Source organism: Fischerella muscicola PCC 7414, from assembly GCF_000317205.1.
Taxonomy (GTDB): domain Bacteria; phylum Cyanobacteriota; class Cyanobacteriia; order Cyanobacteriales; family Nostocaceae; genus Fischerella; species Fischerella muscicola.
In genome coordinates this window covers 51,136-70,361 of the sequence record NZ_AJLK01000020.1, presented here as the reverse complement: position 1 = coordinate 70,361, position 19,226 = coordinate 51,136, and the positions used below count along the sequence as shown (strand labels likewise).

At 40.9% G+C, this 19,226-nt stretch carries 15 protein-coding genes; 9 read left to right on the top strand and 6 right to left on the bottom strand.

Annotated features, from left to right (window positions below):
• Nucleotides 1-138 precede the first annotated feature (138 nt).
• Both UYI_RS0102935 and sbcC read left to right on the top strand, forming a co-directional pair.
• Complete coding sequence (locus UYI_RS0102935; RefSeq protein ID WP_016865189.1) at nucleotides 139-633, top strand: ureidoglycolate lyase; 495 nt, start codon at nucleotides 139-141, stop codon at nucleotides 631-633.
• A gap of 653 nt (nucleotides 634-1,286) precedes the next feature.
• The gene (sbcC, locus tag UYI_RS0102930) at nucleotides 1,287-4,316 is read left to right on the top strand and encodes an exonuclease subunit SbcC (protein WP_016865188.1); all 3,030 of its coding nucleotides are present in this window, start codon (nucleotides 1,287-1,289) and stop codon (nucleotides 4,314-4,316) included.
• 124 nt (nucleotides 4,317-4,440) lie between these two features.
• Here the strand turns inward: sbcC and UYI_RS0102925 are convergent, their stop codons facing one another.
• On the bottom strand, nucleotides 4,441-5,118 hold the full coding sequence (locus UYI_RS0102925) for an SDR family oxidoreductase (RefSeq protein ID WP_016865187.1): 678 nt from the start codon (nucleotides 5,116-5,118) through the stop codon (nucleotides 4,441-4,443).
• Between the two features lie 550 nt (nucleotides 5,119-5,668).
• Here UYI_RS0102925 and UYI_RS0102920 point away from each other — a divergent pair.
• The 3 genes from UYI_RS0102920 (at nucleotide 5,669) to UYI_RS0102910 (ending at nucleotide 8,967) form a co-directional block, all read left to right on the top strand.
• Nucleotides 5,669-5,983: a hypothetical protein gene (locus tag UYI_RS0102920; protein WP_026085707.1), complete on the top strand. Its 315-nt coding sequence runs from the start codon at nucleotides 5,669-5,671 to the stop codon at nucleotides 5,981-5,983.
• Between the two features lie 144 nt (nucleotides 5,984-6,127).
• Entirely contained in the window at nucleotides 6,128-7,855 is a 1,728-nt protein-coding gene (locus UYI_RS0102915) for a succinate dehydrogenase/fumarate reductase flavoprotein subunit (protein WP_016865185.1), read from the top strand.
• A gap of 767 nt (nucleotides 7,856-8,622) precedes the next feature.
• Nucleotides 8,623-8,967, top strand: a complete 345-nt coding sequence (locus UYI_RS0102910) for a DUF1815 family protein (protein WP_016865184.1) — start codon at nucleotides 8,623-8,625, stop codon at nucleotides 8,965-8,967.
• Nucleotides 8,968-9,115: 148 nt separating this feature from the next.
• On the opposite strand, the gene UYI_RS0102905 is transcribed toward UYI_RS0102910, so the two are convergent.
• Entirely contained in the window at nucleotides 9,116-11,230 is a 2,115-nt protein-coding gene (locus UYI_RS0102905) for a CHAT domain-containing protein (RefSeq protein WP_016865183.1), read from the bottom strand.
• Between the two features lie 120 nt (nucleotides 11,231-11,350).
• Here UYI_RS0102905 and UYI_RS0102900 point away from each other — a divergent pair, with 120 nt between their 5' ends.
• On the top strand, nucleotides 11,351-11,848 hold the full coding sequence (locus UYI_RS0102900; protein ID WP_016865182.1) for an acyl-CoA thioesterase: 498 nt from the start codon (nucleotides 11,351-11,353) through the stop codon (nucleotides 11,846-11,848).
• On the opposite strand, the gene UYI_RS36425 is transcribed toward UYI_RS0102900, so the two are convergent.
• From UYI_RS36425 to UYI_RS0102885, 3 genes are all read right to left on the bottom strand, one after another.
• The gene (locus UYI_RS36425) at nucleotides 11,834-12,007 is read right to left on the bottom strand and encodes a hypothetical protein (RefSeq protein ID WP_016865181.1); all 174 of its coding nucleotides are present in this window, start codon (nucleotides 12,005-12,007) and stop codon (nucleotides 11,834-11,836) included. The genes UYI_RS0102900 and UYI_RS36425 overlap by 15 nt on opposite strands.
• A 297-nt stretch (nucleotides 12,008-12,304) precedes the next feature.
• A complete protein-coding gene (locus tag UYI_RS0102890) occupies nucleotides 12,305-12,496 on the bottom strand; it encodes a hypothetical protein (RefSeq protein ID WP_026085706.1) in 192 nt (63 codons plus the stop codon).
• A 394-nt stretch (nucleotides 12,497-12,890) separates the two neighbouring features.
• Nucleotides 12,891-14,087, bottom strand: coding sequence for a 1-deoxy-D-xylulose-5-phosphate reductoisomerase (locus tag UYI_RS0102885; protein ID WP_016865179.1), 1,197 nt, complete (start codon nucleotides 14,085-14,087; stop codon nucleotides 12,891-12,893).
• A 262-nt stretch (nucleotides 14,088-14,349) separates the two neighbouring features.
• On the opposite strand from UYI_RS0102885, the gene UYI_RS0102880 reads away from it, so the two are divergent.
• Together UYI_RS0102880 and UYI_RS0102870 are read left to right on the top strand one after the other, a co-directional pair.
• A complete protein-coding gene (locus UYI_RS0102880) occupies nucleotides 14,350-15,609 on the top strand; it encodes a mannosyltransferase family protein (protein ID WP_026085705.1) in 1,260 nt (419 codons plus the stop codon).
• A 355-nt stretch (nucleotides 15,610-15,964) separates the two neighbouring features.
• A complete protein-coding gene (locus UYI_RS0102870; protein WP_016865175.1) occupies nucleotides 15,965-17,386 on the top strand; it encodes a DUF2079 domain-containing protein in 1,422 nt (473 codons plus the stop codon).
• A 7-nt stretch (nucleotides 17,387-17,393) separates the two neighbouring features.
• Here the strand turns inward: UYI_RS0102870 and UYI_RS39530 are convergent, their stop codons facing one another.
• Nucleotides 17,394-17,516, bottom strand: coding sequence for a hypothetical protein (locus UYI_RS39530; RefSeq protein WP_258003531.1), 123 nt, complete (start codon nucleotides 17,514-17,516; stop codon nucleotides 17,394-17,396).
• Between the two features lie 107 nt (nucleotides 17,517-17,623).
• On the opposite strand from UYI_RS39530, the gene UYI_RS0102865 reads away from it, so the two are divergent.
• Nucleotides 17,624-19,021, top strand: a complete 1,398-nt coding sequence (locus UYI_RS0102865; protein WP_016865174.1) for a DUF2079 domain-containing protein — start codon at nucleotides 17,624-17,626, stop codon at nucleotides 19,019-19,021.
• Nucleotides 19,022-19,226 lie beyond the last annotated feature (205 nt).

The window sequence follows — 19,226 nt, the reverse complement described above, 5'->3', positions numbered from 1 at the left end:
GACATTTTAACTAACATATGCTGACAAAACTCAGTAAAAGTAACTTGTTTTAACATCAAAAAAAAGAGCAGAGTTATGGATAGCGATCGCCATTAAGACTCAGCCATACTCCGGTTAACACCAGCAGGAGTTGTAAACATGCAGAAAGCAAAGACAGTACAACAATTACAAGCCCAATTGATAACACCAAAAAACTTTGCCCGTTATGGACAGGTAATTTTTCCTAGTAAAGATGGTAAAACCTTCGATGCAGAAGATGCTCTATTAAAACTAGATCAAGGCACACCCCGTTTTTACATCATGCATTTGGAACGTCGCGGACGGAAATTTCACAAAATCACTCGCCATGTTCAATGCACTCAATGTCTGGGTTCATTAGAAGGTAAAGATTGGTTAATTGCGGTTTGTCCTCCTAATAATGATATGAATGAACCAGATTTAGAAAATATTTCTGCTTTCCGTATTCCAGGGAATTGTTTTATCAAGTTAGAGGTGGGAACTTGGCACGCAGGCCCATATTTTGAGCATGAAAGTGTAGATTTTTACAATTTGGAATTGAGTGATACGAATGTGGTGGATCATTTTACTTATGATTTTTTGCAGAGTCAGCAGATAGAGTTTGAGATTGTTTAGGGATTTATATATTGGTGGCGCTTGAAAGACCCAGGCTGGCGAATCAGGGGTGACACCCCTGGTTGAATTATTTTTCGTCATTTCACCAGATGTACCAGACGTACATTACTACGTCTGGTATAAGTTCCCAGGTTTATTTGCGGATTCAATCCAATATCCAAAATCTAAAATTGAATGGCTCTGTTTCATATCACTTGTAACGAAATCAAATTAGGGTGAATGTTACTATATTTAAATTTTTTCTTGGTCAAAGCAAAAAATGCGATCGCTCACTCTTACCTAAGAGTCCTGAGCAAAAAAATTTCCAACTACCTTCTTTGATGTTTCCTACTCTTCACTTGCCGACTCAACAATTTCTCATCTAACCAACGGCTAACAACTCTAATAACTAACAAGCCCCGTAGCTAGCTCCCTGCTTGCAAAGCAAAAGACGTGACAAGGGGATGAAGGCTACCTTCTGTTAACCTAGCTTTAATTTTTATCTGCTTGTAGCAAAATAGATTAACTTAACAGAAAAAAATTCCTCAAACTATTGTTAACAATTGTAAAATTCATGTCTTCAAGACTAGAAACATGATTTTTATCTAGTTACACTAACAAAAAGAGTGCGTGTGCTGTTACTAATTAAAAAAAGGCGTGGTTCTCTAGTCTAGATGATCCCTGTTCAATTGACTCTGAAAAATTTCCTCAGTTACCGTGATGCAACTTTGGATTTTCGCGGCTTGCATACGGCGTGTATTTGTGGGGCGAATGGCGCTGGAAAATCTTCTTTGTTGGAAGCTATCACCTGGGCAATTTGGGGCGAAAGCAGAGCCAATTCTGAAGATGATGTTGTCCATACTGGTGAAAAAGAAGTTCGAGTAGATTTCGTTTTTAGAACCAGCCAACAGCAAACTTATCGAGTTATTCGTACCCGCGCTCGTGGTGGTAGTAGTGTCTTGGAATTTCAAATCGAAACCCCAAATGGGTTTCGCTCACTCACTGGCAAAGGAGTGAGGGCAACTCAAGATGTGATTTTGCAACATATTAAACTCGATTACGATACTTTTATTAACTCTGCCTACCTGCGTCAAGGTCGAGCAGATGAATTCATGCTCAAGCGTCCGAGTGAACGCAAAGAAATATTAGCGGAATTATTAAAACTGAATCAATATGACGAATTAGAAGAACGGGCAAAAGATTTATCGCGTCAGTTTAAAGCTAAAGGCGAAGAGTTAGAACGCTCGTTGGAGTCAATGAAAATTCAACTGCAACAACGAGATGCGATCGCAACTCAACGAGTCACCTTAGAAAACGAACTCAACCAACTCCAACAAGTACAAGCTTTTGAGAATATCAAACTCCAAAGTTTGCAAGTTGTCCAGCACCAACGGCAAAATTGGGAAGAACAACTTAATTTTGTTAGACAGCAATATCAAAATTTAACTCAAGATTGCGATCGCCTAGAGCAAGAACGGGGAGCAGTTGGGAGTCAGCTAGCCACATTAGAAGAATTATTAGCTCAAGAAGCAGAGATCAAAGCCGGATACAGCCGATACCAAAATTTGCAATCTCAAGAAGAAGCCACAAGTGCCAAATTTGCAGAATACACCCGCGCTCATACCACTCGCCAGCAAAAGCAACAACAGCTTAACAAACAAATCAACGAAATAGAAAGACAACTGCAACAAGCACAAGCGCAATTAGAAGCATTACGTCAGCAAGAGGCAGAAATTCAACAAACTCTCAACAAATCAGGTGAAGTAGAAGCAGCTTTGTCTCAATTAGCAGCAGCACGTCGGCGTTTAGCTCAATTAGATGAACTGCAATTACAAGTGTCTCCCTTGCTGCAACAACGAGCAACTTTACAAAATCAAATCCTGCGGGTGCAAGCAGGGTTAGTAGCGCGATTAGAACAACTAGAAGCAACAGAAAACCAACTACAATCGCAGCAGCGACACCAACCGCAACTGCAACAAGCAGTCATGGAAGTGGCAATGCAGATTGAAGAGTTGGAGAAAAAGCGGGTATATCTGCAACGAGTTCAAGAAAAAGGACAGGAACGGCGTAACTTTATTGAACGGTTACAAGCTCATCAACGCGATTATGAAAGATTGCTGGGAGAATTAGAGCAAAAAATCCAAATGCTGCAAACTCCCAACGCCATTTGTCCTTTGTGCGAACGGCCTTTGGATGAGCATCACTGGAATCGAGTCGTAGACAAAACCAAATCTGAGTATAAAGATACAGAAGGACAATTGTGGGTAGTCCGAGAACAAATGGCTGTCTCAGACAGAGAAATTCAAGTACTCAGGCAAGAATATCGCGATATATCTCAGCAATTATCTCCCTATGATACATTGCGAGAACAAAGAGGACAACTCGCAGCCAAGTTACAGGCGACAACCGATGTTGAACAACAATTACAAGATATCGCAGCCCAAAAACAACAACTAGAGCGATCGCTCCAACTAGGTGAATACGCACCTGAAAAACAAGCCGAACTCCAACAGTTAGAAGACTATCTGCAACAACTTAACTATAATGAACAAGACCACGCCCTAGCTCGGAGTGAAGTAGAACGCTGGCGTTGGGCAGAAATCAAACAAGGACAAATTAAAGACGCGCTCAAGCGTCAAACTCAAATAGAAGCGAGAAAACCAGAACTTCAGGCACAAATTGCCCAGTTGCAAGCAAGAATTACACAAGAGGCCATTGATTCTGAATGTGCTAGAGAAATCGCCGCCCTAGATCGCTACATTGCCGAACTTGGCTACGACACCGAACAGCACAACAACCTCCGCCTAGCTATACGCAAAGCCCAAGCCTGGCAGTTACGCTATCAACAGCTACAGGCTGCACAGCAGCAGTATCCGCAATTAAAAACAAGAGCGCAAGAATTAGAAGTAGCTTTACAGGCAAGATGGACAGAACAGCAAAGACTAAAAAGCCAAATTGAAAGTATTGTCAGTCAACTTGAAGAAACAGCCAACCCTCTAGCTCAAATTCAAGCCTTAGAGCAACAACTCACAACCCGCCGCCGCCAACTCGACGAACAAATTAGCCAGTTGGGGCGCTTGGAACAAATGGCGCACCAACTAGAAATGATGCAAACTCAATATGAGCAACAACAACAACAACAGCAACAAGCCAAAGAACAATACCGTGTTTACCAGGAACTAGCCCAAGCATTTGGTAAAAATGGTATCCAAACATTGATGATTGAAAATGTTTTGCCTCAACTAGAGGCAGAGACAAATCAACTACTTTCCCGGCTTAGTGCTAATCAGTTACATGTACAATTTGTGACACAGAAAGCAGGACGTAACGGTAAAGCTACGAAGAAAAATAGCAAGTTAATTGATACTTTAGATATTTTGATTGCCGATGCTAGAGGTACAAGAGCCTATGAAACTTACTCTGGTGGCGAAGCATTTAGAATTAACTTTGCCATTCGTTTAGCCTTGGCAAAATTACTCGCACAACGCGCTGGCGCGGCTTTGCAGATGCTGATTGTCGATGAAGGCTTTGGTACACAGGATACAGAAGGATGCGATCGCCTGATAGCAGCAATTAATGCGATCGCCCCAGATTTTGCTTGTATTCTCACAGTTACACATATGCCTCACCTCAAAGAAGCCTTTCAAGCGCGGATTGAGGTGAATAAAAGTCAGCAAGGTTCGCAGTTGCGTTTGATGGTTTAACAGTTAGAGTGAATTCAGTGGGCGAGAAAATTAGTATGTCTTAAGTGAACTGTATTGACACATACAGCTTTTTGCATTTAGACATTGGACAAAAAACTTAACTGCCAAGCAGAATTTTCTCCTATCAATCCACGTTAAATTTTTCAAACTCTGGTTGTCCAAACAGCATGTTTGCATCTACTGCTGATAAAACTTTATTGTTGGCAGCATCAGAATTTAAACAACGGCAAACTAGCTGTGCGACATCGGCGCGATTAATCATACCAGCAATACGTGGATCTTCAGTTAAAACTCCATTACCAGTTGCTGGTTCAGACTGTAATCCACCAGGACGAATAATAGTGTAATTCAGTCCACTGGCTATTAAATGTTGTTCAGCTTTTTCTTTATCAATTAAAACCGGCTGTAATGCTTCTAATATTTGTGGAGATAAAGCGACAACACTATTCCCACTACCAATAGAAGTTACCAAAATAAACTTTTTAACTCTTGCTTTCACCGCCACATCAATGAGATTTTTATTACCTATATAATCTGCTCTGCTGTTATCTTGAGCTAAACCACCAATCGTTGTAATTACAGCATCAATAGGTTCATCTCCCAACATTGCACGTTCGACATCCTCTACATTCATCGCATTCCCAAGAACTACTGCAATTCCCATTGCTTCTAATTCATGCTGAGTTGCGTCAGTTCTCAAGAGTGCTTTTACTTTTGCTTGTTGCGAGACCAAGCATTGGGCTATTTCTCTCCCTACGCCTCGACTTGCTCCAGCTAGAAAAATATAGGATGGTGTTGTCATAGGTATTTTTTACAGAATTTAGAACTATTAAACAAGTACTAACTATACCTTTTTTTAGTGAGTAATTTACTCAAAACAGTAATTTGTCAAATTAGAAATTATGGATAAGATTTGAAGCGGTGAAGTCCAATTACTAATAAGTGCATTATGGTAAACAAGTAAAAAAACACGCGATCACTATTATTTTACTTTTGCATAGCTAGCTGTGTTTGGGTATTTTGTTATATTGTTTTATAAACTAAAACTAAAAAATATCTTTTTTATAATTTATTGATTACTCCATTCTCGATTATTTTAACAGGAAGGAAGTAAATAAAGGAAATATGAATAAAGTTAACATAAGTTAAAAGTAACCTTATTATTTACACATAGTTTATGGTCTGAGCAAACATCTATATCCAAAGAGAGATTTAGTTTGGGAATTACTTTATCTGAATCCAGAATGAATTGTTAAGTCATATTACAATTGTTTCAAAAATATTTAGAAATTGTCGAAAATTCAAACCTGGTTCTAACGTAGAACCTAAGGAGATACTAGAGGCAAATAAAAATGATGAATAATCTTCAAAAGTATAGATTTGTCTGTACTCTTACCTTTGGTGATATTTACGGTCAAATCATTGTTTGGTTGATTACGATTACCGTTAGTTTGGCATCAGCCCTAGCCCTGATGGGTGCAAGACGCCCAGTTTATGCTTTAGCTGCGGTTGGACTGGTTGTTTTGTTATCTCTACCTTTCTTGCTTTTTGCTTTTGTAACCACTTTGTTAAATCATATAGAATTGGCTCCTTTGGAACCAGGAACAAAAATGGAACCAATACCTGGTAATGTTTCTCAGCAAAAACCTGTAGAAGCAACCAGCTAATAAATTTTAGATTTGAGATTTAGATTGAAGACTGGATATTGTACACAAATTCCCTGTCTGTTGGCAGGGAATTTTTTTTGCACATGGCAATTAATCCCATTCTTACAATGGAACAGCAGCTTTTTTTACATTTGGGGGCTGATTATGCTGGAACATGATGTGATTATTATCGGTGGTGGCTTAGCAGGATGTCGCGCCGCAGTGGAAATAGCTAGAAAAAATCCCAGTTTAAATGTAGCTGTGGTTGCGAAAACTCACCCCATACGTTCTCACTCTGTTGCTGCTCAAGGTGGAATTGCAGCAACGCTAAAAAATGTTGACTCAGCTGATACTTGGGAAGCACACGCCTTTGATACAGTCAAGGGTTCTGACTACCTGGCAGATCAAGATGCAGTCGAAATTCTGACTCGGGAAGCACCGGATGTGGTGATTGATTTAGAACACATGGGTGTCTTGTTTTCTCGCTTGAGTGATGGACGCATTGCCCAACGCGCTTTTGGTGGACATTCCCACAATCGTACTTGCTACGCTGCTGATAAGACTGGTCATGCGATTCTACACGAATTGGTAAATAATTTGCGGCGCTACGGTGTGCAAGTTTATCAAGAGTGGTATGTGATGCGCCTGATTTTGGAAGAAAATCAGGCAAAGGGTGTGGTGATGTATCACATCTTAGATGGGCATGTCGAGGTGATCCGCGCCAAGGCAGTTATGTTTGCCACAGGTGGTTATGGACGGGTATATAACACTACTTCTAATGATTACGCTTCCACAGGTGATGGTTTAGCAATGACGGCACTTGCTGGTTTGCCCTTAGAAGATATGGAATTTGTACAGTTTCATCCTACGGGGTTGTATCCAGTCGGGGTGTTAATTTCGGAGGCGGTGCGTGGTGAGGGGGCGTATTTGATCAACAGCGAGGGAGAACGGTTTATGGCTAGATATGCTCCCAGTCGCATGGAACTTGCTCCCCGTGATATTACCTCACGGGCGATCGCTTACGAAATTCGTGCTGGGCGTGGTATTCATCCTGATGGCAGTGCTGGCGGCCCCTTTGTTTATCTTGATCTCCGTCATATGGGTAAGGAAAAAATTATGAGCCGCATTCCCTTCTGTTGGGAAGAAGCCCATCGTTTAGTGGGTGTAGATGCGGTAACTCAACCGATGCCCGTCCGTCCTACCATTCACTATTGTATGGGTGGTATCCCTGTTAACACCGATGGTCGAGTCCGCAGTAGCGGGGATCATCTTGTCGAAGGTTTCTTTGCTGCTGGTGAGACTGCTTGTGTTTCTGTGCATGGTGCTAACCGCCTTGGTAGCAATTCTTTACTAGAATGCGTAGTCTATGGACGCAGAACTGGGGCAGCGATCGCAGAATATGTACAAAATCGTAAGTTACCAGAGATTAACGAACAACGCTACCTAAGCGAAGCTAAACAACAAATTCAAGCTTTGCTAGATCAGCCAGGACAGTACCGGATTAACCAAATCCGTCAAGCATTTCAGGACACTATGACTGAGTTTTGCGGTGTTTTCCGCACCGCAAATTTAATGAGTGAGGGACTGCAAAAATTACAACATCTGCAACAACAATATTCGCAGATATACTTAGATGACAAAGGAAGTTGTTGGAATACAGAAATTATTGAAGCTTTAGAACTACGAAGCTTGATGGTTGTCGGACAAATGATTCTGGCCTCTGCCCTGAATCGCCAAGAAAGCCGTGGCGCCCATTTCCGTGAGGATTATACCCAGCGAGATGATGAGAAATTTCTCAAACACACAATGGCTTATTATTCACCAGAAGGAATTGATATTCAGTACCGTCCAGTGACAATTACAATGTTTCAACCACAGGAGAGGAAGTATTAAAAGGGATCGGGGATCGGGGAACTCACCGGCTCCCACTCCCCGATCCCTATCTAAGAAAAGTATGATTTATCACAATTTAATAATGGTTTAATCTTAAATACTGCCGAAATGGCAACATCACCTGATAACGTTTAGTTATCGTCAGGAAGTAAGTCAAACGAATTGAGTTTTATTTGGGATTGTGGATAAGTAAAGCAAGAGTGCAAGTAGTATTCAGTAAAAAATATTGCTGGTAGATCACCAATCTCAAATCACCACGGTCATCTACTAAATTCTATGTTTCCAGGAGAAAGTAATAAATAAATCAATAGTTGGATCATGCCAACTGACGCTGTTGGATAGGACACAAGCTCATTGCACAACACAAATCAACATAAATCAAAGCGAAATGGTGTTAAAGCCATTGATAAGCGAATATTTGACTACAAATCGCTAATTTAAATGCGATATGTGCTTTTTCTGTGGTTGACTTGTGCTAAATATGGGTTAATCTTATAGCGGATCGTTTTAAGCGACCATCTACCCTGACAGAAATGTATAAAGATATATTTAATTTGACACTTCTGTCCGATTTTGGATGTTTGTAAATTGAATATTTTGATACGGCAATACCAGCCGCAATGAACTACCTTAAGCTAGGTAGGTATGTAACGACTTAAAAGTTCTTTGTCTGGGAATTGTAATGAATAGTTTACAATACCAGTGGATGGGAAAATCTAAAGAAAATATAAAAGGGATCACATGACTGTGGTGTTAGGAGGAAATTAGTGTTTCTAAGACTAGCGCAACAACATCGGCAATTCGTTCAAGACCTAGTAATGAATCTGCAAGCTTTGGCGATTGTTCTAGAGCGACGCGGATACCCAGCGTCTTGTTATACATGCGGCGACCAGATGAATAGTGCTTCATTTATGGTTAGCTTGGGAGAAAACCACCTTATTCGATTTTTGGTATCTGATTACGGAATTACTTGGACAGAAATGCGAGATGATCGCGAATTGATGAAGTTAGAAGGTGCTGAAGCAGTCAACCAACTACAGGAACTTGCCAACATCGTCAAACTTCCTATCCAACCTTCTGTAACAACTAAAACCCTGGCTAAACGTTACTAATTTCAGACTGTAACTGCTCAGGTAGTACGGAACAAAGGCGCGACCAACAAAGATGACACATTGGGAAGTGGGAGTTAGTTTAAAGTCTATAGCCCAAGTCAATAGTCTACAAACTATTGATGATTGGCTATTGACCTAATCCCAACTATTACAATCCGTTCCCAATCAAAATGAAAGGCGCCCAATAGTAGGGATGACTAAGACTGACCATAGTTGATTTTGGTATATTGTCACTCCGGCCTTGCTGCTGACTTAACTGAGGCGAACTTCCAGTAATCAAAGCTATTTGTGCTTTTCGTAAGACTTCAGCTTTTGTTAATTTTCCTGAAGGCAGTAGGGCATAAAAAGCATTCATCAACGCCTGCGTACCGCCATCATCCACAGCCCACAGCGAAGCAATGGCTGATCTCGCACCAGTTTTTTGCATTTGATAGCCAAAACCTAAAATTTCTTCACCGTTACCTAATTTGCCTCCTAATCCTGTCTCGCAAGCACTCAGCACTACTAAATCTACTCGAGGCAGTGACCAAGTGGCAATATCTTTGAGGGTAACTCGCTCACCGTTGCCAAATAAAATAAAAGAATCTTCTGGTTTGCCGACAACAAATGCTGCATGGGTTGCCATATGGACAATTGTAAAATCATCCATTTGTGGCACAGTCATTTCTGGGTTAAAGGCATTATCTAAGATTTTCTTTGTGCCTGGAACGATGGTGGCTAAATCTTCCACTTCTTTGGCTGCAAAAGGTAATCCAGAAAAAATTTCTTTCCGATTAGCCACTTCCACTGTATAACTGCCTTTAGTAAAGGCTGCTGCCAAAATGCGTAAGTCTGATGAAGGTGGAGTGTTAAAGTTTGTCAAACTTGCTGCGGTGATATGGTTGATACTGTAGCGCTGCACTAACCATTGTTTGCCATCAAATAAAGCGGCTAAAGGAATGTAACGTAACTGCCCATCTGGTGCATAAACTATAGTTTGGGTAGCTGCTTGGGTAAGGTCTTTTTCTATTGGTTTGATCAGCCAGTCATACAACTGGCGTGCAGGTTTTTTTACATCTAAACTAGGGTTTTCTAAGGCTTTACGAAAGCTGAGAGTTGTTTGGTGGAGGTTTTCTTTTTTAACAGGAACTGTACGATGAATGGGTGGAGAATCAGGAGTTACTAATACCAATTCCAAACTATTTTCTAAAACCAGAGGATATAAAATTACAGATTTTCCAGGTAGTCGCGCTAAGTTATCACGAATTGCATTAAGACTTTCCAAATCTAAATTTTGCCGCCTCGCTGTGCGGCTAATTTGTTCTAATTGTGCTTTGACATCTGGACTATTGATAAAATTCTTGAATTCATCCAGAATTTTCTGCTGATTTTCTACAATTTGTTGGATACGTTGTTTTTGCTGTAGCGATCGCTTCTCTGGAGGAATCTGTCGTAATTTCGTCAGTTCTTTACCTAGTACAACTGCACTATCTAGGTTTTGATCTAATTTTTGTTTAATTGGTTTTTCTGTTGGTGTAATCTCAATCCCCTTGGCAGTGAGTTGATTTCCTTTGACGTTTTTAAGATATTCCTCTAGTTCTTCGACTTTGATTAAATCCAGAATCCGCTGTCCTTCTGTGGTGCGATCGCTTTTTAGTAACTCTTCACCCAAAGCATAGTATGTTTGAGCCACAGTGAGATTATAAGCGTCTAGTTGCTCACCAGTAAAAGCTGCTGGATTAAGACGGACTTTTTCGCGATTATTGACACAATGCTTATAAAAGAAAATAGCCAGTTCTGGTTGATTCTGAATCTCTGATAAGTATCCTAAATTACTATAAGTTTTTCCTAAGGCTATGTGAGCCTGTCCAGGATTTTTTTCATTGATACTAAGTTCTTTATTGATGGCTAAAGCTTGCAGATAAACATTGAATGCTTGAGAAAGTTTACCTTGTTGTTGGTAAACTCTGCCAATATTATTAAAAGTTGCAGCTTCTAACGGACGTTCTTGAATATTTCTGCTGATCGCTAAAGCTGTTTCTAGTTTTTGCAAAGCATCTTGAAAACGATTTTGTCTCGATAGCCGTATTGCCTCTCGATTAAGTTGCTTAATCTGCTCAGAACGACTAGTATTTTTGATAGAATTTTGGCTTATTTCAGTATAATTATTTTGTATACTTGTATTTGCTGTTACCAAGGTGTTTTGAGAAAAAACCATCCCTGATCCCAGAGAAAATACCACAGTGGCAGTAACAATTTTTGAATATAGTTGCGGAGGGTGCATATAAAAACCCTACCTATTTTGTTTTGCTGTTTGCTAAAAGAAAATAGTTGTATGAAACAACTATTGTTTATGCTATTTCAAAATTTGGAAAATTTCTGAGAATTCCTAAGAAAATTTAAGATGTCTGAAGAAAAAACAAACTTACCCGAACTACCTACAACTGCCATAGACAGTCCTACTAGTCAGACACTCGAGTATTGGTTTGAGTACCCAGTCAGAGTACAACCCCATCACACCGACTATTTAGGCGTGGTTTGGCATGGAACTTACCTCGCCTGGATGGAAGAAGCACGAGTAGAATGCTTGCGTTCCATAGGAGTAGAATATGCGGATTTAGTTGCTTTAGGTTGCGACTTACCAGTTGTAGAACTTTCGCTACGTTACCACCGTTCGATTCAATTGGGTAGGGTAGCGGTGGTAAAAACACGCATGAATGAAGTTACCAACGTCCGCATCAATTGGGATTATGTAATTGAATCTCCAGATAGGCAAGAATTATATGTTACAGGCAAAGTTACATTAGTAGCTGTAGACCGAGAAAGAGGTAAGATCATGCGTCAGCTACCTGCAAATGTTCAAGATATGTTAGCGAAAATCTCAGCTTCATTGAATAAATAGTGGTTGATTGTTGGTTGTTGATTGTTGGTTGTTGGTTGTTGGTTGTTGATTGTTGATTGTTGATTGTTGATTGTTGGTTGTTGGTTGTTGGTTGTTGATTGTTGGTTGTTGGTTGTTGGTTGTTGGTTGTTGGTTGTTGTACCAGACGTGCCATGGCACGTCTGGTACATTAGTTAGTGGTTAGTAGTTGTTTAATACTTACTCCTCACACCCCACCCTTACCTTAAGCCCTACTCTACCTTGAAGCCTATGAGCGCGTCTACGGGTTCGCGCTTTCGCTCATGGGGGACTCACCGGCCCCCACTCCCTGTCGCTCGTGGGGATTGGGGGCTAGGGGCCCCCTTTGGGGTTGGGGGAGGGAACCCCCTTCTGCGCGCTGCCTTACCACCGCACTGCCTCGTCTACACACTCCCCCCACTGCCCCTAATCCCCACCAGGGGCCGGTGAGTTCCCCATCTACCTACCCAACTGTGGTAACTTCTGGGGTAATTGCACTATATAATTCCACATCTCTTGAGGCCCAATACCATAACCAACCTGTAGCAAAACGATGATTGCAGCAATTAAGAAAGCTGTTTTCACAGTTGTTTTGACTACTTTAACTAAGATTGTAAATATTAACCAAGCGACAATTAGGGCTATAAGCATAATCATAAATCCCAAAATATCGCCTTTACTGTTAATGAGTTGAGATTAGAAAAGGCGATTGAATTTTGAATATAAATTGCAATGATGAAAGCTCTCTGAAGAATAGCTACAGAGATTACTCGTGTGGTTATGAGGATAATTTTATTTAAAGAACCACAAAGATCATAAAGGGCACAAAGAGTTTTGATATATTATTGACTGAGAATTTGTATTTATTTTTCCTAATATTAATATACTGGACAAAAATACAATGCACCATATTTTTAGCAGTTATTTTTATAAAGAAATATAAAATATTTTTTGCCTAAATTTAAAAATAGTTTATGAAAAAATAATTGTAAACATCAGCGTTTAGTTTGAAACTAAACGCTGATTAATTAAAGATCGTTATTGGTTATCGCAAGGAAATTATATGTGGGCGAGATTCTAAATTTTTAGTGGCAGTCAAAACTTCTTGCCTAGCCCATTGATCGGCAAGCAAAATGTCATCTAAAGTGGGATTTGAACGGTTATTGGGTGAGAAGCGATCGCACACCGATTCAATACACCGGGCAATATCTAAATAACTAATTTTTTCTTCCAAAAATAATGCTACGGCTTGTTCATTTGCCGCATTCAAAACAGCGGGCATAGAACCACCAGCTTTACCAGCAGCATAGGCCAACTGCATACAAGGATACTTCTCGTGGTCTGGTTCCCGGAAGGTCAAATTGCCAGCTTTTACCAAATTTAATCGTTCCCAGTCGGTGTAAATGCGTTCCGGCCAAGATAAAGCATAAAGCAAAGGTAAGCGCATATCAGGCCAGCCGAGTTGAGCTAACACCGAGGTATCCTGAAGTTCTATTAAAGAGTGAATAATACTTTGGGGATGGATGACAATTTCAATGTCCTCATAATCCAAGCCAAACAAAAAATGAGCTTCAATTACTTCCAATCCCTTATTCATCAAAGTGGCTGAGTCTACAGTAATTTTCCGCCCCATCGACCAATTGGGATGTTTCAGGGCATCAGCAACAGTCACTTCTGCTAATTTTTCTGTAGGCCAATCGCGGAAAGCGCCACCAGAAGCTGTAAGTAAAATTTTTCGCAAACCACCTTGTGGTACGCCTTGTAAACACTGAAATATTGCCGAATGTTCTGAATCTGCTGGTAATAATTTTATCCCATGTTTCTCAATCAGAGGTAGAACAATAGGCCCGCCAGCAATAAGAGTTTCTTTGTTAGCTAAAGCGATATCCTTACCAGCTTCAATGGCGGCGATCGTCGGTAATAATCCTGCACAGCCAACAATACCCGTTACCACAGTTTGGGCATCACCGTAACGGGCGACTTCTACAATTCCCGCATCACCAGCCATGAGAATTGGTTGGGGATCAAGATCAGCGATCGCTTCCTTGAGTGCTGGTAATTTTTCCTCTGCACAAATCGCTGCTATACTCGGTCGAAACTGCCGAATTTGAGCAGCTAACAATTCCACATTATTCCCAGCCGCTAAGCCAACAATCCGAAACTTATCGGGGTTATTAGCGACAATATCTAAGGTTTGAGTACCAATAGAGCCAGTAGAACCAAGAAGAGTTATTGCTTTCACAATTATTTAGGGATCGACAGACAACTCAATCTTAAATTGCTTAGGACTCTCAAATAACAACAAATAAATTACATTTTTCGTTAATATTTGTCATTTGACCAATGACAAATGATTTTTCCCTAATCACCTCTTCTGAGATTTTGCAGCAGCTTTTCATGCCGCCAATAAATAAATTTCAAAGGCTCACAGCTCAACTAAGCTAAAGCTTACTGAAAATACATTTGCTCTTCCCCAATAACCAATGACCAATGACCGATGACTAATGACCAATAACAAAAGCTTATTCAAAAACGATTTATTCTTTCCAGCAACAATATGGCTAACCAGTAGGCTGGTGATTTGGAGTGTCATGTTATTGCTTGCTCCTTTTTTGGATGCACCGCCAGGAGGTAAAGACGCGATTTTTGGCTGGGGGGTTTTTGATGCTTGGGATAGTGTTCATTACCGCAATATCGCCACCTTAGGATATGAATACCTCAATGATGGCAAGGGTCACAATGTAGCCTTTTTTCCCTTATTTCCTCTGATTGTGCGGGGGATGATGAATTTTGGCTTGCCATTTGAAGTCGCAGGGGTAATAGTAAACAATGTTGCTTTTTTAGCCGCACTTTACTGTGTGTACTTTTGGGTAAAGGAATTTCACAATCTCCAGGGAGCAAGATGGGCAACAGCTGTACTGGCATGGTGTCCGCTGTCAATGTTTACAGCAGTAATTTATACTGAAGGACTGTATTTATTTTTGAGTACAGCAGCTTTACGGGCTTTTGATCAACATCGGTACACTTGGACTGCTGTTTGTGGGGCAATGGCAACAGCGACACGTCCCACAGGATTAGCATTGATCCCAGCTTTTTTAATTACTGCTTGGAAACAAAAGCGATCGCCTATTGCTTATCTTGCTGGTTTAGCCACTTCTGGTGGCATACTGCTGTTCAGCCTGTATTGTCAAATCCAGTTTGACGATCCTCTGGCATTTATTCATGCCCAAAAAGGCTGGCGTTCAACTGTGGGATTTGATTGGCAAGGTTGGTGGAAAATGCTAATGCAAATTACAGTAGGCACAGCTAATTGGAAACATGGCTGGATTAAAGATCCCCTGCATCCGCTATTATTTGCTGCGATCGTGATTATTGGTTTTTTGATTTGGCGCGATCGCCAACGCCTGGGTGCAGCCAAGGCAGATTATGGATTTGCAGCTTTATTTTTACTTTTATGGATACTGGCAGGTGATCCTCTGCTGAACACTATTTCGGTTTTAGGTAGTGCTTACTTGTTATGGCATTTGCGCACAAAATTAACCCTGATCACAGTAATCTATGGTTTTTGTGGTTTGGGATTAATTTTTGCCTCTGGCGGTACTTGGTCACTTAGTCGCATTGCTTACGGCATTGTGTCATTCAGTATCGCCCTTGGTGTGTTATTGTCTCGCTATCCTCGTTACGGATATTTAACCTTATGCTTCTTCACAATTTTACTCGCCAGTTTCTCTATGCGGTTTGCCCAGGAACTTTGGGTGGGGTGATGGGGAGGTGGGAGGTGGGGCTGTGGGGAGGTGGGGAGATGGGGAGGTGGGGAACTCACCGGCCCCCGCGACCGACAGGGAGTGGGGATTAGGGGCAGTGGGGAGGTGGGGAGATGGGGAGGTGGGGAGGTGTGAGGAGTGTGAGGAGTATGAGGAGTGTGAGGAGTATGAGGAGTGTGAGGAGTGTGAGGAGTAAAGAACTAAACACTAACCACTAATGTAGAGACGCGAGGAACATCGCGTCTCTACAACCAACAACCAACAAACAACCACCAACAACCAACAACAACCAACAACAACCAACAATCAACAACCAACAACCAACAAACAACCACCAACAACTAACCAATAACCAGTGAAAACATTACCTTTTCGGCTTGGCACTGTTGGTTTCATAACTGGCGCTAGTGCCTTAGTGTTATTTGGGTGTAGCAGTTTACGACATGTACTGTTTCACTCAGCCGCTTGGGATTTGGGAATTTTTGATCAAGCCGTCTACTTGATTAGCCAAGGACAGTCCCCTATTTCCTCATTCTTGGGGTTTCACATTCTTGGGGATCATGCCGCTATAATTTTCTATCCATTAGCTTTACTTTATAAAATCTATCCTACTGTTTACTGGTTGTTGCTTGTGCAGGCAATTGCCTTAGCATCAGGTGCGCTGTTTACCAATTTGATCGCGCGTCAAACTGGACTCACGACGCGGCAAGCCATAGCGATCGCAGTAGTTTATCTGTTATATCCATTGGTATTTAACGTTAATCTGTATGACTTTCACCCAGAAGTCATCGCCCTACCTGCACTCTTAGGAGCAATTTTAGCTGCTCGTTTAGCAAAATTTGGCTGGTTTTGTTTCACTATCTTCTTAGTGTTGGGATGTAAGGTAGTATTGTCTCTCACAGTTGCAGCAATGGGAGTCTGGCTACTGGTATTTGAAAAAAGGCGGCTATGTGGTGCGATCGCTGTACTTAGTGGTATTGTTTGGTTTGCGATCGCGACCAAAGTAATCATCCCTTTTTTTGGTGGAGAAGCAGCCTCAGTCACTCGTCACATCTCACGCTATAGCTACCTGGGGAATTCCTTTGCTGAAATAGTCCAGAATCTGCTGTTCAATCCAAACTTAGTTCTGGGAAAAATTTTCTCCCTCGATACTCTAGAATATTTAGCTTTACTGTTTGCACCAGTTATTTGGGGAATTGCACCTCGATATCTGCTACCCCTGATTGGTGCAATTCCCACACTCATGTTGAATATTCTTGCTGATGCTAGCCAGCAAAGAAACTTAGTGCATCAGTATTCTCTCCCAATATTACCTTTTTTGTTAGTGGTCGTCATCCAAACCCTAGCTGCTGGCCAAGGATGGATACAAAAACCAAGAAAAATTATCCTCTGGTCTTTAGTAGCTTTTTTTGCATTAGGTAAATACGGTTATTTCTGGACAATTTATCTGGATTCGTTGGATACTTGGCAAGCGACACGGCAAGCGATCGCCCAAGTTCAAACTCAAGGAGGTGTTTATACTACTGCCGAAATTGCCACTCATTTAGCCCATCGCCCACAGATCGAGTTTACAGATGCAAACTCGCCGCAAGCAGATCTGACGAAATTTGAATATATACTCTTAAATGCCCGTCATCCTGGTTGGCTAAGTAATCGCGATTTTGCGATCAATTTGATCAATCAACTCAAAAATACTAAACAGTTTCAACTCAGCTATCAGCAAGACGACGTTTATTTATTTGTGAAAAACTCTTCTGTTAGAGATAAAACGAGTTAATTTAAACTTAAAAATCTCTAAATAAGTCGATGAGAATAAACATAACTATGTCACGAAAAGTAAACATACTTAAAACCCTTACCAATGACAAATGACGAATGACGACCCCAACTTGTACCAGACGTGCCATGCCACGTCTGGTACATTCGTGCCGACTTACTTCTGTCTTTTTTCCAGAAAACCGTAAAATAATTAGGTTAAGAAAACATTAACAATCTTTTTTACTGTTTACGAGGAGTGAAAAAACAACTTTTTCAGCTTGGCATTATAGGTTGGATGACTGGCATTAGTGCCTTAGTGTTATTTGCGTGCAGCAGCATCAGGCATACACTGTATCAGTCAGGAGTTCTCGATCTGGGAATTTACGATCAGGTTGTTTACTTAATCAGCCAAGGACAGCCGCCTATTTCCTCTTTTTTGGGCTTTCATCACATGGGGAACCATGCAGCTTGGGCAGTCTATCCATTGGCTTTACTCTACAAAATTTATCCCAGCGCCTACTGGTTGTTAGCTGTACAAGCTGTTTCTTTGGCTTTGGGTGCTGTACCAACTTATTATCTTGCCCTACAAGCAGGACTGAAGGAAAGCCAAGCAGTGGCAATGGCAGCAGTTTATCTGCTGTATCCATTGATTTTTAATGTCAATCTCTTTGAATTCCACCCAGAAGTGATGGCAATTCCTGTATTTTTAGGGGTTGTTTTGGCAGCACGGTTAGGTAAGATAGTGTGGTTTTGCCTTGGCACTATTTTTATTTTGGGTTGTAAAGCCGTGTTATCGCTGACGGTAACGGCAATGGGTTTTTGGTTGCTGGTATTTGAACGACGGCGTTTTTACGGTACATTCGCCCTGATTGCTGGCATCAGTTGGTTTTTAATAGCTAGCCAAGTGATCATTCCCTTTTTTAGTAATAGTGAGGTAGCAGCAGTTTCACGTTACAGCTATTTAGGCGATTCTGTAATCGCAATTGCTAGCAATCTTGTGCTGAAGCCAAATATTGTTTTAGAGAGGGTATTTTCACTCAAGACGCTGGAATATTTAGCATTATTAGTTGCACCCTTAATTTGGGGACTCACACCTAAACATTTAACTCCTTTGGTAAGTGCAATTCCAGCATTAGTTTTGAATATTCTTTCTGACAAGCCAGCCCAACGTGACTTAATTCATCAATATTCTTTACCTATACTGCCTTTCTTAATAGTGGCTGTAATTGCTAGTCTTGCTGCTGATAAAGGATGGCTGCGTACCAGAAGGGCAATAATTTTGTGGGCATTATTGGCTTTTATGGTGTTAGGAAAATACGGCTATTTTTGGTCACGATATCTCAGAACAGTTGACAATTGGCAAGCAACGACCGAAGCGATCGCTCAAGTGCAGACAAAAGGCCCTGTTTTAACTACCCACAGCATTGCCCCACATTTAAGTCACCGTCCGATGATTCAATTTGTGGATGATATTAGTGGCCAGCCCGTAAGCTTCACTCCATTTGATTATATATTGCTAAACGTGCGTCACCCAGACGGTACTCGCAACCCAGAGTTTGCCGCCAACTTAGTAAATCAACTGAAAAATAATCAATTATTTCAACTGGTTTACCAACGCGACGACGTTTATTTATTTGTGAAGCAGTCTCAATAAAATTAGTTAGAAATTGATGGTAATCACTAAGTTTTATAGGCAGGGCTACTTCATTTTTGGCTAATAGCCAAAGTACAATCTTTGTGGACTAAAAGATTTTTTAGTCGTCTTTACACAACTTTAACTCTAAGCCAAGAATTAAAATTATTGACAGACTTTATTAACTAAAATATTTATCAATACTCGACCCTAGCAACTATCTCCA

Bases quoted from the DNA above. Each gene is read 5' to 3' on its own strand.
- UYI_RS0102935 (WP_016865189.1), top strand. From the start codon at position 139: ATGCAGAAAGCAAAGACAGTACAACAATTACAAGCCCAATTGATAACA.
- sbcC (WP_016865188.1), top strand. From the start codon at position 1,287: ATGATCCCTGTTCAATTGACTCTGAAAAATTTCCTCAGTTACCGTGAT.
- UYI_RS0102925 (WP_016865187.1), bottom strand. From the start codon at position 5,118: ATGACAACACCATCCTATATTTTTCTAGCTGGAGCAAGTCGAGGCGTA.
- UYI_RS0102920 (WP_026085707.1), top strand. From the start codon at position 5,669: ATGATGAATAATCTTCAAAAGTATAGATTTGTCTGTACTCTTACCTTT.
- UYI_RS0102915 (WP_016865185.1), top strand. From the start codon at position 6,128: ATGCTGGAACATGATGTGATTATTATCGGTGGTGGCTTAGCAGGATGT.
- UYI_RS0102905 (WP_016865183.1), bottom strand. From the start codon at position 11,230: ATGCACCCTCCGCAACTATATTCAAAAATTGTTACTGCCACTGTGGTA.
- UYI_RS0102900 (WP_016865182.1), top strand. From the start codon at position 11,351: ATGTCTGAAGAAAAAACAAACTTACCCGAACTACCTACAACTGCCATA.
- UYI_RS0102890 (WP_026085706.1), bottom strand. From the start codon at position 12,496: ATGCTTATAGCCCTAATTGTCGCTTGGTTAATATTTACAATCTTAGTT.
- UYI_RS0102880 (WP_026085705.1), top strand. From the start codon at position 14,350: ATGACCAATAACAAAAGCTTATTCAAAAACGATTTATTCTTTCCAGCA.
- UYI_RS39530 (WP_258003531.1), bottom strand. From the start codon at position 17,516: ATGGCACGTCTGGTACAAGTTGGGGTCGTCATTCGTCATTTGTCATTG.